Raw genomic sequence first — 13,163 nt, 5'->3', positions numbered from 1 at the left:
GGCCGCGCATGTCTCATGCGTAACCTCTGGGCGTAATGCCCGAATTGGCGAAGTCTTCACGCAACGTAGCGTCAAGCGGACATCACCGCACGTGAGTTCAGGGCAAAGAATGCGCTGGGTGACGGTGTTTTTTATGAGGATGATTTGAACTGATCACAGTCGGGTCACTAGGGTCTGGCCTCGAACCTCCGCTCGGGTGATCGCTTATCGGGAGCGACGGCGGAGGGGCACCGCCCACCTCGTTCGGTAGGCGGCTGGAGGAAGAGGAGCTCGCCCCCGTGGCGTCCCACCGTCGACCCAAGCAGCCGAGCCGCACCCGTGTGACTGTGCTCACCGCAACCGCCGCCGCAGCCGTGGCACTCACCTCGCAGGCGGCCAACGCCGCGCCGAGCGCCAAGCCCAGCAAGGACGAGGTCAAGGCCAAGGTCGACAAGCTCTACGAAGAGGCCGAGCACGCGACCGAGGAGTACAACGGCGCCAAGGAGAAGCAGCAGAAGCTCGAGAAGCAGATCGACAATCTGCAGGACAAGGTCGCACGCGGCCAGGACGAGCTCAACGAGCTGCGGGACGGCCTCGGTACGCTCGCCAGCGCCCAGTACCGCTCGGGCGGCATCGACCCGTCCGTCCAGCTCTTCCTCTCCTCCGACCCGGACGACTACCTCGACAAGGCGTCCACGCTCGACCAGTTGAGCAGCCAGCAGGTCGAGGCGCTCCGCAAGATCCAGGAGAAGCAGCGCTCGCTCGCCCAGCAGCGACAGGAAGCCGCCGACAAGCTCGCCGACCTCGCGACGACCCGCAAGGAGCTCCGCGAGAACAAGGAGCAGATCCAGAGCAAGCTCGCCGAGGCGCAGAAGGTACTCAACTCTCTGACCGCCGCGGAGAAGGCGGCCCTGGCCGCCGAGGAAGAGCGCGCCAACCGCGCCAGCGCCCGCAGCGCCCTCGGGGGCGGCCAGGCGGCCTCCGGCCGTGCCGCCTCGGCCTACTCCGCCGCCCAGAGCAAGCTCGGCTCGCCCTACGTCTACGGCGCCAGCGGTCCCAGCTCCTTCGACTGCTCCGGCCTCACCTCCTGGGCGTACGCCCAGGCCGGCGTCTCCATACCCCGCACCTCGCAGGCGCAGGCCAACATCGGCACCCGGATCTACTCGCAGAGCGACCTCAGGGTCGGCGACCTGGTCTTCTTCTACAGCGACCTGCACCACGTCGGCTTCTACGCGGGCAACGGCCAGATCCTGCACGCCCCCAAGCCCGGCGCGGTCGTCCGCTACGAGTCGATCAACAACATGCCGTTCCAGTTCGGCGTGCGGGTCTGAGCCGTCCGTAGCCGAGTCGTCCGCATCTGAGCCGTCCGTGGCCGAGACCCCCGATCGGGGGAATTCCGGCACCGTCCGCTCATCCCACGCCCCGTCGGTGACCTGCGTGTCCGGCGGGGCGTCGCGCTGTTCGAACAGCCGCCGGCCTTTTGTCTCCGTGTAATCGCCGGGCTACTGTCTGCCGTCGTTTCCCCCGGAACCGGGGGTTCGTCAGCGGAAGGGAGAGCGGTCACCCGTGGGGTCCCATCGCCGCCGCGCACACTCCGGCCTCGGCCGGAGCGGGCGCGGAGCCACCGTCACCGTCCTGTCCACCGCAGCCGCCACCGCGGCGGCGGCGCTCACCGCCGCACCGGCTGGCGCCGCACCCCGGGAGAACCCGGCGGACGTCGGCGCCGAGGTGGACCGGCTGTACGAGCAGGCGGAGAAGGCCACCGAGGCGTACAACACCGCGGACGAGCGCATGGACATGCTGCGCACCGAGGTGAAGAACGCCCAGGACCGGATCGCCCGCGGACAGGAGCGCATCAACACCATGCGGGGGGCGCTCGGGGCGCTCGCCGGGGCGCAGTACCGCTCGGGCGGCATCGATCCCTCCGTCCAGCTCCTCCTCTCCTCCGACCCGGACGGCTATCTCGACAAGGCGGCGACCCTTGACCGCGTGAGCGCCCGGCAGACCGGCCGGCTCGAGGACCTCCAGGAGGCCCAGCGCGCCCTCGCCCAGGAGCGCACGGAAGCCGCAGCCCGGCTCGCGGAGCTGCAGAAGAGCCGCAAGGACGTGGCCCGCCACAAGCGCACCGTCGAGCACAAGCTCGCCGAGGCCAGGCGGCTGCTCAACGCGCTGCCGGCCGCGGAGCGTGAGGCCTACGACAGGGTCTCGCGCAGCGATCGCACCCCGCTCGCGGATCTGATCGGCTCCGCCCTGCCGCCGTCGGCGCGGGCCGCGGCCGCCGTCGCCGCCGCCCGCTCGGCCATCGGACTGCCCTATGTGTGGGGCGCCAACGGGCCGTCGGGCTTCGACTGCTCGGGCCTCATGCAGTGGTCGTACGCGCAGGCGGGCGTCGCGCTGCCGCGCACCTCGCAGGAGCAGCGGTACGCGGGCCGGCAGGTGTCCCTCGCCGACGCCCGGCCAGGCGACCTCGTGACCTATCGCTCGGACGCGAGCCACATCGGGATGTACGTGGGCAACGGTCAGGTGATTCACGCGCCTTACCCCGGCGCACCTGTGCGCTACGACCCCGTGGGGATGATGCCGGTCTCCTCGGTGACCCGGGTCTGAGCCTGGCTTCCGGCGTCACGGGGGTCCGATCCACCCCATGCCGCCCCGTACGATCGGAAAGGTGGCTGGTCGACGGCGTGGTTCCCGGATGGTGGTGCTGTGGTGCGCGCTGTTCGCCCTCGTCTGCGGGCTCGCCGGATGCGGCGGGCCCGTGGCGCGCGACACGGCCGCCGCCGAGGTGCAGCGTCTCCTCGACCGGCGCGCGGACGCGGTGCTGGACCGGGACGAGACGGCGTATCTGGCCACAGGCCAAGACGGCGTCGGGCGCGCCGAGTTCGAGAACCTCGAGGACGTACCGCTGTCCTCCTGGGAGTACCGGCTGACCCGCTTCGACCGCTCCGGCTCCCGTGCCACGGCGGCCGTCGACCTGCGCTACCGACTCGACGGCTACGACCGCGGAGCGGTGGACGCGGCCCGCACCCTCCGCCTCGAGCACCGCGACGGCCGCTGGTACGTCACCTCCGACCGGCCCGCGAAGGACACCGCCGAGCAGCTGTGGGAGCAGGGTCCCGTCCGGGTCGTACGGGGCGCACACAGCCTCGTCCTCGGCGTGGCGCAGGACGAGAAGGTGCTGAGGCGGTACGCGGGCCTCGCCGACCGTGCGGTGCCCGCCGTGCAGGACGCCTGGGGCGGCGCATGGGCGGGGCGCGTCGTCGTCCTGGTGCCGAGGTCGCTGGACGGCATGGGGGAGCTGCTCGGGGCGCCGGCGTCCGGGTACCGCGGCATAGCGGCCGTCACCACGGGCGAGGTGGGTGGCGCCGGCAAGGCGCCGGCCGACCGTATCGTGATCAACCCCGAGGCGTTCGGCGTGCTCAGCGCGTTCGGCCGCCAGGTCGTCCTCACCCACGAGACGACCCATGTGGCCACCCGTGCGCACACCTCGGCCGCGACCCCGCTGTGGCTCTCCGAGGGCTACGCCGACTGGGTCGGCTACCGCGGCACGGGACGCACCGCCGAGCAGGCCGCGCCCGAACTGGCACGTGCGGTGCGGGCCGGGCGGCTGCCGGGCGCGCTGCCCGACGACGAGGACTTCCGCTTCGGAGGCGACGCGCAGCGCCTCGCGGAGGCGTACGAGGGCGGGTGGCTCGCCTGCCGGATGATCGCCCGCGACTGGGGCGAGGAGAAGCTGAACGCGTTCTACCGTGCCGTGGGTGCGCACAAGGAGCGGCGGGGCGCGGTCGAGGACGCCCTGCGGGACGTGCTCGAGATCACGCCGGCGGGTTTCACCGCGCGGTGGCGTGACTACCTGCGGGCCGAGGTGGGTGCGTGACGGTGCGCGGTCTGCCCGGTGGGCCGCCTGGCCGCGTGCGTCTGCCGGCCGGTGGGTGGTTCGCCCACGGCCGGTGGGTGGGTCGGGGCCGCGCCGGGATGTACGTCCTCGGTCTGGCGCCTAGCCGTACGTCCCGGTGGGCGGCTGCGGGCCTACTGTTGTGGGCAATCGTTCCGCAGGTCGGAACGGGTGGGCACAACACCACGACGGCGGGTGCGCCAACGCGTCACGTCAGCGGACACGCGGTTCAGGACGGCCGGAGGACCTCCTGGTCCCGGGCCGCCTGAGCGGGCAGCGGGCGCGCCTCCGGGGACGGCGCCCGCGACACCGTGTGCCGCCACAAGCGCACGGCGGCGGTGGCGGTCGCCGCCACCAGCAGCCCGTTGCGTACGTAGAGCAGCGTGACGCCCAGCGCATCGCTGGCCACCACGTGCGAGAACCACACGGGGAACTCCAGCAGCGTGACCAGCGTCGCGGCCAGCACCAGCCAGGCCGGCACCGTCATGCGGCTGCCGCGGAAGACCAGGCACACGGCGGCGAGACCCACCAGCCACACCATGTACTGCGGGCTGATGACCCGGCTGGTGACCGTGAACAGCAGGACGGCCACGAAGGCCGCGTCCGCGGGCGTGGCCGGCGACCAGACGCGGGCGCGCAGCCGCCACAGCACCAGCCAGCCGAGGGCCAGCACCGACAGCACCTGCGCGAGCATGCTCACCAGCGGCACGTACGGGCCCAGGAACTCCACCGACCCGTAGTTGAGCAGCACCTGCCCCGACCAGCCGAAATGCCGCGCCGTGTGGAAGACCAGCGCGCCGAGCGACTCGACCTCGGTGCCGCGGTCCCGCTGGAAGGTCAGAAACGCCAGCGCGCCGGGCATGGCGGCGATGAACACGAGCGCGATCAGGCCGCCGGTGACGGCCGCCGACGTCCAGGCGCGAGGCCACCTGAAGCGCCCCACGCCGCCGGCCGGGGCCTCGCGCACCGCACCGACCAGGACCAGCACCGGCCACACCTTCAGCAGCGCACCGAACCCCGCGAGCGCGCCCATCATGCGGGGCCGCCGCGCGCCCGCCAGCAGGGCCGCGACCGCGACGGCCGTCACCATCAGGTCGTAGCGGGCGTACGCGGTGGGCCCGAGCAGGGCCACACCCGCGACCCACACCCAGGCGCCGCGCAGCGTCTTGCCCGGCCGCCCGCCGGCGTAGAGCAGCAGGGCCAGCACCAGCGCGTCGGCCAGGAAAGCCAGCACGAAGAAGGCCGACGCGTAGTCGAGGGAGGGCAGCAGGGCGGGGGAGAGGACGGCGAGCGCGGCGGCCGGCGGGTACTGCCAGGTGACGTCGTCGAGCGGGAAGGTGCCGGTGCGCAGCACCTCGTACCAGCCCTGGTAGATGACCGAGATGTCGCTCGTCACATCGGGGCCGGGGAAGACGAACACCTTGAAGACGTAGAGCAGCAGGAGCGTCCGGCTGAGCCCCCAGGCCGTCAGGATCCAGACGTACGCCGGGATCCGGGTCCAACGTGCTCCAGCCATGCCCACCTCGTCCGTGTTCTCCGGCGCCTGAGCAGTCATGATGCCGGGGCGACCTGTGCAAGAGCCATGATGCTCGACCGTTCGGTACTGTCGCCACGATGCACAAGACGCTGATCGTGACCAACGACTTTCCGCCCAGGCCCGGCGGTATCCAGGCATTTCTGCACAACATGGCGCTGCGGCTGGACCCGGAGCGGGTCGTCGTCTACGCCTCCACCTGGAAGCGGAGCCGCGAGGGCGTCGAGGCCACGGCGGCCTTCGACGCCGAGCAGCCCTTCACCGTCGTACGCGACCGTACGACCATGCTGCTGCCGACGCCGCGGGTGACGCGGCGCGCCGTGTCGCTGCTGCGGGAGCACGGCTGTACGTCGGTGTGGTTCGGGGCGGCCGCGCCGCTCGGGCTGATGGCGCCCGCGCTGCGCCGCGCCGGGGCCGAACGTCTTGTGGCCACCACGCACGGCCACGAGGCCGGCTGGGCCCAGCTGCCCGCATCCCGCGGGCTGCTGCGCCGGATCGGCGACTCGACGGACACCCTCACCTACCTCGGCGAGTACACGCGCTCCCGGATCGCCGCCGCGCTGTCGCCCGAGGCGGCCGCGCGCATGGTCCAGCTGCCACCGGGCGTCGACGAGAAGACCTTCCACCCCGGCTCCGGCGGGGACGCGGTCCGCGCCCGGCTGGGCCTGACCGACCGGCCTGTCGTGGTCTGCGTCTCGCGCCTCGTGCCGCGCAAGGGGCAGGACACCCTCATCCGCGCGATGCCGCAGATCCTGGCGAAGGAGCCGGATGCCGTGCTGCTCGTCGTGGGCGGCGGGCCGTACGAGAAGGAGCTGCGGCGCCTCGCGGAGGAGACCGGGGTCACCCGGTCCGTACGGCTCACCGGGGCCGTGCCCTGGGAGGAGCTCCCCGCCCACTACGGCGCCGGTGACGTGTTCGCCATGCCGTGCCGTACGCGGCGCGGCGGTCTCGACGTCGAGGGGCTCGGGATCGTGTACCTGGAGGCGTCCGCGACCGGGCTTCCCGTCGTCGCGGGGGACTCCGGCGGGGCGCCGGACGCGGTGCTCGACGGGGAGACCGGGTGGGTCGTCCCTGGCGGCGACCCCGGCGCCTCCGCCGAGCGGATCGTCACCCTGCTCGCCGATCCGGAACTGCGCAAGCGGATGGGCGAGCGGGGCCGGGAGTGGGTCGAGGAGCGGTGGCGGTGGGATCTACTGGCGGAGCGGCTTGAGGCGCTGCTGTAGGGGAAAGCGAACAGGGCCCCCGCGAGGGGGCCCTGTTCGATGCAGGCGCACCGCCGTCGTGGCGTTGTGCCCACCCGTTCCGCCCTGCGGAACGCCTGCCCACAACGAGGGGCTACCCGCGATAGATCGCCTCGATCTCGTCCGCGAAGTCCTTCGCCACCACATTCCGCTTCAGCTTCAGCGACGGGGTCAGATGCCCGGAGTCCTCGGTGAACTGCGTCGCGAGGATGCGGAACTTGCGTACGGACTCGGCCTTGGAGACGGCCGCGTTGCCGTCGTCCACGGCGCTCTGGATGGCCGCGACGAGGTCGGGATCATCGCGCAGGGACGCCGCTGTGGAGCCGGCCGGCTTGCCGTGGTCCTCGGCCCAGCGGCCCAGGAACTCCTCGTCGATGGTGACGAGCGCGCCCACGAACGGGCGGCCGTCGCCGACGACCATGCACTCGGCGACGAGCGCGTGCGCCCGGATACGGTCCTCGATCACCGCCGGGGCCACGTTCTTGCCGCCCGCGGTGACGATGATCTCCTTCTTGCGGCCGGTGATGCTGAGGTAGCCGTCCTCGTCGAGCGTGCCGATGTCGCCGGTGTGGAACCACCCGTCGGCCAGCGCCTCCTCGGTCGCGCCCGGGTTGTTCCAGTACTCCTTGAACAGGTGCTCACCGTGCAGCAGGACCTCGCCGTCGTCCGCGATCCGCACGACAGACCCGGGCAGCGGCTGCCCGACCGTGCCGATCTTCGCCCGGTCCCAGGGGTTGAAGGCCGTGGCCGCGCAGGACTCCGTGAGGCCGTAGCCCTCCAGGACCGTGAAGCCGATGCCGCGGAAGAAGTGGCCGAGGCGCTCACCCAGCGGCGCGCCGCCCGAGATCGCGTACTCCCCGCGCCCGCCGAGCACGGCGCGCAGCTTGCTGTAGACGAGCTTGTCGAAGGTCTTGTGCTTGATCTTCAGGCCGAGCGACGGGCCCGACGGGGTGTCGAGGGCCCGGCTGTACGCGATGGCCGTGTCCGCGGCCTTGTCGAAGATCTTGCCCTTGCCGTCCGCCTGCGCCTTGGCCCGCGCCGAGTTGTAGACCTTCTCGAAGACGCGCGGCACGCCGAGGATCAACGTCGGCCGGAACGAGGCCAGTTCGTCGGTCAGGTTCTTGATGTCCGGCACGCAGCCGAGCTTGATCGGCGCCATCATCGGCGCCACCTGCACCAGCCGCCCGAAGACATGGGCCAGCGGCAGGAACAGCAGCACCGAGCACTCGCCGGTACGGAACAGCGGCCGCATCCGCTCGACGAGGTTGCCGCACTCCGCGAAGAAGCTGCGGTGCGTCAGCACACAGCCCTTCGGGCGGCCCGTTGTGCCCGAGGTGTAGACGATGGTCGCCGGGTCGTCCGCCTTGGCGATGGAGCTGCGCTCCTCGACGGTCGCGTCGTCGACGTCCTTGCCGACGCGCCGCAGCACGTCGACGGCGCCGGCCTCGATCTGCCAGACCGGGCCGAGTGCGGGCAGCCGGTCGCGTACGGACTCCACGGCGGCCGCGTGCGTGTCGAGCTCCACGATGCAGGCGACCGCGCCCGAGTCACCGAGGATCCACTGCACCTGCTCCGGCGAACTGGTCTCGTACACCGGCACGGTGACCGCGCCCGCGCTCCAGATCGCGAAGTCCAGGAGCGTCCACTCGTAGCGCGTGCGGGACATCAGCCCCACGCGGTCGCCCGGACGTACTCCGGAGGCGATCAGGCCCTTGGCGGCGGCCTGTACCTCGGCGAGGAAGGCCGCGGCGGTGACGTCCTGCCAGACGCCGTCGACCTTGCGGGCGATGACGGCGACGTCCGGATGCTGTGCGGCGTTTCTGCGGACGATGTCGGTCAGGTTGCCGTCCGCAGGGACCTCGTACAGGGCCGGAAGGCTGAACTCGCGCAAGACTGCTGCTCCTCATAGGGCACTGGCGCCACGACGGTGTGCGTATGCGACGGTGCGGTCCAAGGCTCGGGCAGGGCGTGCTCATCGGGAGTCAGTAGTTGAAACCCTGAGCACAACTGGACTGCCCGGACGTTACCGATCGGTACGGCCTCTCCGATAGGGGGTCAGGGCCAGATGTTCGCTGCGTCACATGTGCATGGCGATGCTTCGGGCACAGTAGTCCAAGCAATTCCCGACTGGGAAGTTACCGCAGGTCCGGGCCCCTCTACCCACGTTTGACCGGCAGCTCTAGGGTGATCACCATGGCAGCTACACACATCGATTACAGCAGGACCAGAATCCACGTGGTCAGCGATGTGCACGGCAACGCCCGCGACCTGGCGAGAGCCGGCGACGGCGCCGACGCGCTGGTCTGCCTCGGAGACCTCGTCCTCTTCCTCGACTACGCCGACCACTCCCGCGGCATCTTCCCCGATCTCTTCGGCCGGGAGAACGCCGACCGCATCGTCGAACTGCGCACCGCCCGCCGCTTCGAGGAGGCCCGCGCCTTCGGCGCCGCGCTGTGGGCCGGCATCGGCACGGACCGTGCGACGGCCATCGAGAAGGCGGTACGCAAGCAGTACGCCGAGATGTTCGCGGCCTTCCCCACCCCGACGTACGCCACCTACGGCAACGTCGACATGCCGGACCTCTGGCCCGAGTACGCGGGACCCGGCACCACCGTGCTCGACGGCGAGCGCGTCGAGATCGGCGGCCTGGTCTTCGGCTTCGTCGGCGGCGGCCTGCGCACCCCGATGCGTACGCCCTACGAGATCAGCGACGAGGAGTACGCCGCCAAGATCGAGGCCGTCGGCGAGGTCGACGTGCTGTGCACGCACATCCCGCCGGAGGTCCCCGAGCTCGTCTACGACACGGTGGCGCGCCGCTTCGAGCGCGGCAGCCGCGCCCTCCTGGACGCGATCCGGCGCACCCGGCCCCGCTACTCGCTGTTCGGCCACGTCCACCAGCCGCTGGTGCGCCGCATGCGCATCGGGGCCACGGAGTGCGTGAACGTCGGGCACTTCGCGGGCTCCGGCCGGCCCTTCGCCCTGGAGTGGTGAGGGCTCGGCGGGGTGTGCGGGACGCGAGACGCGAGGACGGGTGACGGCATGCGGACGTGTGCGCGGTAGCCTTCACGCTGCATGGACACCTGCCCTGAGCGGACCGTAACTGGAGGAGCCACGGCGATGGCGGAATACACCAGCTCGAGCATCACCATCGAGGCGGCACCGGCCGACGTCATGGCGGTGATCGCCGACTTCGCCCGCTACCCGGACTGGACGGGCGAGGTGAAGGAGGCCGAGGTCCTGGCCACCGACGACAAGGGCCGCGCCGAGCAGGTGCGCCTCGTCATGGACGCGGGCGCGATCAAGGACGATCAGACGCTGGCGTACACCTGGACGGGCGAGAACGAGGTCAGCTGGACCCTCGTCAAGTCCCAGATGCTGCGCTCCCTGGACGGCTCGTACATCCTCAAGCCCGCGGGCCCGGGCGCCACCGAGGTCACCTACCAGCTGACCGTCGATGTCAAGATCCCCATGCTCGGCATGATCAAGCGCAAGGCGGAGAAGGTCATCATCGACCGCGCCCTGGCAGGCCTGAAGAAGCGCGTCGAGTCGAAGTAGCCAGCAGCCGTTGCTCCCGTTGTGGGCAGTCGCTCCGCGTGACTCGTTGTGGGCAATCGTTCCTCCCCCAGTGCCTTAAGGGCCTGGGCGGTACCCCAGGGCGGAACGGGTGAGCACAACCCACGACGGCGGGTGCCGCTTCCAGTACCTAAGCCCCGCTAGGGAGCCCATGCGCACCATCCTCCTGACCGGCCCCGGCGGCGCCGGCCGCACCACCCTCGCGGCGGCCACCGCACTCCAGGCCGCCCGCCAGGGCACCCGCACCCTCGTGATCTCCGCCGACCGCACCGACACCCTGGGCGCCGCACTCGGCGTGCCCACCGGCGCGGACCCGGTCCAGCCGGAGCCGGGCCTCACGGCGGTGCGGCCCGACCCGGCGGAGGGGTTCCGGGACGACCTGCTCACCTTCCAGGACCGCGCCGCCCCGGCGCTGGACCTGCTGGGCGCCGCCCGCCTCGACGACGAGGAGCTCACGCCCCTCCCCGGCAGCGCCGAACTGGCCCTGCTGCGCGCCCTGCGCGACGCGGCAGCGGCCCCGTACGACCTGCTGGTCGTGGACCTGCCCCCGACCCCGGAGGCCGTCGACGTCCTCGCGCTGCCGGAACAGCTGCGCCGCTATCTGCGCCGGCTGCTGCCCCCGGAACGGCAGGCCGCCCGCGCGCTGCGCCCGATGCTCGGCCGCATCGCCGGCGTCCCCATGCCCGGCGCCTGGCTGTACGAGACGGCCGCCCGGTGGGACCTCGAACTCGCAGGCGTCCAGGCCGTCATCGAGGACCCGGCCACGACGGTACGGCTGGTCGCCGAGCCGGGCCCCGCGGGCGCCGACGCCGTGCGTACCGCCGCCACCGGCCTCGCCCTGCACGGGCTGCGCACGGACGCGCTGATCGCCAACCGCGTGCTGCCCGAGGCGTCCGCCGACCCGTGGCTCGGCGGCCTCGCCGCCCAGCAGCGCAAGGTGCTCGCCGAGTGGGACGGCGCGTACACGGTCCGCGAAGTGGCGCACCTGGGCCGGGACCCACGCGGCGCCGACGACCTGGCGGCCCTCGACGCGCCCCCGCCCTCGGCCGCCCCCGCCCCGGTGGAATGGCCCGTCGCCGACCGTCTCGCCGACGACGGCGTGCTGGTCTGGCACATCCCGCTCCCCGGCGGTGCCCGGGACGAGCTCGAGCTGATCCGCCGGGGCGACGAACTCGTCGTCACCGCCGGGCGGTTCCGCCGGATCGTCCCGCTGCCGTCGGCGCTGCGCCGCTGCACCGTGGACGGGGCGGGCCTGCGCGACGGCGAGCTGCGCATCCGTTTCGCCCCGGACCCGGATCTGTGGCCCGGTACGGTGAAGGGCGCACCGCCGTTCGGGTAACGTCGAAGACACCAGCCCCGGTCCCTGCAGGAGTCTGTCCTCATGAGTGACGCCACCGACCACCCCGACTCCGGACCCGCCGACGAGGCGCACGTCCCGGGCGAGGACGCGCAGGCCGCCGGACCGTTCGACGCCGACGCCTGGGCGAAGGCCTGCGCCGAGGACCTCGAGGCCGAGAAGGCGCGCCGCCGCGCCTCGCAGGGGGCCCAGCCCGGTTCGGCAGCCGAGGAGCTGCGCAAACTCGTCGACGCCGTGGCGGACAAGCTCTCCGGCCTCCAGTCGCCGCTGTTCGGCGCGGCCGCGGGAGGTGCGGCGCAGCAGATGGTCAACCAGTTCGTGCAGCAGGCCAAGGCCGCCGTCGAGCCCGTGATCGAGCGCAATCCGGAGGTCTTCGACCACCTGGCGGCCGCCGGCTCCGAGCTCCTCGCCGCCTACCGCTCCGCCGTCGAGGCACAGGAACGGCGGTGGACCCGCGGCCCCGGCCCCAAGGACGACGGACCGGGTCCCGGGGAACACATCGACCTGGACTGAGAGCGTCCCCAGCAGGCGGTACGGTGGGCCTTAGCGGGGCTCGACCGAAAACTGAGGGACACATGGGACTCACCATCGGCGTCGACATCGGCGGCACGAAGATCGCGGCCGGCGTGGTCGATGAGGAAGGCAACATCCTCTCGACCTTCAAGGTGCCGACCCCCACCACACCGCAGGCCATCGTGGACGCCATCGCCTCCGCCGTGGAGGGCGCGCGGGCAGGCCACGAGATCGTCGGCGTGGGCATCGGCGCGGCGGGGTACGTCAACCGCCAGCGCTCCACCGTGTACTTCGCACCCAACATCGACTGGCGGCAGGAGCCGCTGAAGGCCGAGGTGGAGGACCGCGTAGGCCTCCCGGTCGTCGTCGAGAACGACGCCAACGCGGCCGCCTGGGGCGAGTACAAGTTCGGCGCGGGCAAGGGCCACCGCAACGTCATCTGCATCACCCTGGGCACCGGCCTCGGCGGCGGCATCATCATCGGCAACAAGCTGCGACGCGGCCACTTCGGCGTGGCCGCCGAGTTCGGGCACATCCGCATGGTGCCCGACGGCCTGCTGTGCGGCTGCGGCAGCCAGGGCTGCTGGGAGCAGTACGCATCGGGGCGCGCCCTCGTGCGGTACGCGAAGCAGCGGGCCAACGCCACCCCCGAGAACGCGCAGATCCTGCTCTCCATGGGCGACGGCACGCCCGACGGCATCGAGGGCAAGCACATCTCGATGGCCGCCCGCCAAGGCGACCCCGTCGCCGTCGACTCGTACCGCGAGCTGGCCCGCTGGGCCGGAGCGGGCCTCGCCGACCTGGCATCGCTCTTCGACCCGTCGGCGTTCATCGTCGGCGGCGGGCTCTCGGACGAGGGCGAGCTGGTCCTCGACCCGATCCGCAAGTCGTACAAGCGCTGGCTGGTCGGCGGCAACTGGCGGCCCGTGGCCGACGTCATCGCCGCCCAGCTCGGCAACAAGGCCGGCCTGGTCGGCGCCGCGGACCTGGCCCGCGAGCCCGACCCGATCATGTAGCACGAGGCGTCACGCGTGACACGGCAGCGCCCGCCGCGCCCCATGGGGGCCACGG

The 13,163-nt window shown here is 72.1% G+C and carries 11 protein-coding genes; 9 read left to right on the top strand and 2 right to left on the bottom strand.

The features are described 5' to 3' along the window. The first annotated feature begins 278 nt into the window (after positions 1 to 278). The 3 genes from STSP_RS20900 to STSP_RS20890 all read left to right on the top strand — a co-directional run bounded on the left by STSP_RS20900 (position 279) and on the right by STSP_RS20890 (position 3,856). Complete coding sequence (locus STSP_RS20900; RefSeq protein ID WP_067280255.1) at positions 279 to 1,310, top strand: C40 family peptidase; 1,032 nt, start codon at positions 279 to 281, stop codon at positions 1,308 to 1,310. A gap of 235 nt (positions 1,311 to 1,545) precedes the next feature. Next, a complete protein-coding gene (locus STSP_RS20895) occupies positions 1,546 to 2,586 on the top strand; it encodes a C40 family peptidase (RefSeq protein ID WP_067280252.1) in 1,041 nt (346 codons plus the stop codon). 61 nt (positions 2,587 to 2,647) lie between these two features. Next, the gene (locus tag STSP_RS20890; protein WP_232789736.1) at positions 2,648 to 3,856 is read left to right on the top strand and encodes a hypothetical protein; all 1,209 of its coding nucleotides are present in this window, start codon (positions 2,648 to 2,650) and stop codon (positions 3,854 to 3,856) included. A gap of 247 nt (positions 3,857 to 4,103) precedes the next feature. On the opposite strand, the gene STSP_RS20885 is transcribed toward STSP_RS20890, so the two are convergent. Further along, positions 4,104 to 5,390, bottom strand: coding sequence for a glycosyltransferase 87 family protein (locus tag STSP_RS20885; protein WP_067280332.1), 1,287 nt, complete (start codon positions 5,388 to 5,390; stop codon positions 4,104 to 4,106). A gap of 98 nt (positions 5,391 to 5,488) precedes the next feature. Here STSP_RS20885 and STSP_RS20880 point away from each other — a divergent pair, with 98 nt between their 5' ends. Beyond that, entirely contained in the window at positions 5,489 to 6,631 is a 1,143-nt protein-coding gene (locus STSP_RS20880) for a glycosyltransferase family 4 protein (protein ID WP_067280246.1), read from the top strand. Positions 6,632 to 6,743: 112 nt separating this feature from the next. Here the strand turns inward: STSP_RS20880 and STSP_RS20875 are convergent, their stop codons facing one another. Beyond that, positions 6,744 to 8,540 (bottom strand): AMP-dependent synthetase/ligase, encoded by a 1,797-nt coding sequence (locus tag STSP_RS20875; RefSeq protein ID WP_067280243.1) that lies wholly within the window; start codon positions 8,538 to 8,540, stop codon positions 6,744 to 6,746. Positions 8,541 to 8,842: 302 nt separating this feature from the next. Between STSP_RS20875 and STSP_RS20870 the strand changes: the two genes are divergently transcribed. The 5 genes from STSP_RS20870 (at position 8,843) to STSP_RS20850 (ending at position 13,108) form a co-directional block, all read left to right on the top strand. Continuing rightward, positions 8,843 to 9,640: a metallophosphoesterase family protein gene (locus STSP_RS20870; RefSeq protein WP_078067363.1), complete on the top strand. Its 798-nt coding sequence runs from the start codon at positions 8,843 to 8,845 to the stop codon at positions 9,638 to 9,640. A 126-nt stretch (positions 9,641 to 9,766) separates the two neighbouring features. Next, a complete protein-coding gene (locus tag STSP_RS20865) occupies positions 9,767 to 10,204 on the top strand; it encodes an SRPBCC family protein (RefSeq protein ID WP_067280237.1) in 438 nt (145 codons plus the stop codon). A 169-nt stretch (positions 10,205 to 10,373) separates the two neighbouring features. Continuing rightward, a complete protein-coding gene (locus STSP_RS20860; protein WP_067280235.1) occupies positions 10,374 to 11,561 on the top strand; it encodes an ArsA family ATPase in 1,188 nt (395 codons plus the stop codon). A gap of 42 nt (positions 11,562 to 11,603) precedes the next feature. Next, positions 11,604 to 12,092 carry a DUF5304 domain-containing protein gene (locus STSP_RS20855; RefSeq protein WP_067280233.1) on the top strand — a complete coding sequence of 163 codons (489 nt, stop codon included), beginning with the start codon at positions 11,604 to 11,606 and terminating at the stop codon, positions 12,090 to 12,092. Positions 12,093 to 12,154: 62 nt separating this feature from the next. Further along, a complete protein-coding gene (locus STSP_RS20850) occupies positions 12,155 to 13,108 on the top strand; it encodes an ROK family glucokinase (protein ID WP_067280229.1) in 954 nt (317 codons plus the stop codon). Positions 13,109 to 13,163: the final 55 nt, after the last annotated feature.

Origin of the sequence: Streptomyces jeddahensis (assembly GCF_001642995.1) — a bacterium.
GTDB classification, from domain to species: Bacteria; Actinomycetota; Actinomycetes; order Streptomycetales; family Streptomycetaceae; genus Streptomyces; species Streptomyces jeddahensis.
The sequence above is the reverse complement of the archived record's forward strand: the minus strand, read 5'-3'. Positions and strand labels throughout refer to the sequence as shown.

Excerpts from the sequence above, each read along its gene's own strand:
- STSP_RS20885 (WP_067280332.1), bottom strand. The coding sequence starts at position 5,390 with ATGGCTGGAGCACGTTGGACCCGGATCCCGGCGTACGTCTGGATCCTG.
- STSP_RS20880 (WP_067280246.1), top strand. The coding sequence starts at position 5,489 with ATGCACAAGACGCTGATCGTGACCAACGACTTTCCGCCCAGGCCCGGC.
- STSP_RS20870 (WP_078067363.1), top strand. The coding sequence starts at position 8,843 with ATGGCAGCTACACACATCGATTACAGCAGGACCAGAATCCACGTGGTC.
- STSP_RS20865 (WP_067280237.1), top strand. The coding sequence starts at position 9,767 with ATGGCGGAATACACCAGCTCGAGCATCACCATCGAGGCGGCACCGGCC.
- STSP_RS20860 (WP_067280235.1), top strand. The coding sequence starts at position 10,374 with ATGCGCACCATCCTCCTGACCGGCCCCGGCGGCGCCGGCCGCACCACC.
- STSP_RS20855 (WP_067280233.1), top strand. The coding sequence starts at position 11,604 with ATGAGTGACGCCACCGACCACCCCGACTCCGGACCCGCCGACGAGGCG.
- STSP_RS20850 (WP_067280229.1), top strand. The coding sequence starts at position 12,155 with ATGGGACTCACCATCGGCGTCGACATCGGCGGCACGAAGATCGCGGCC.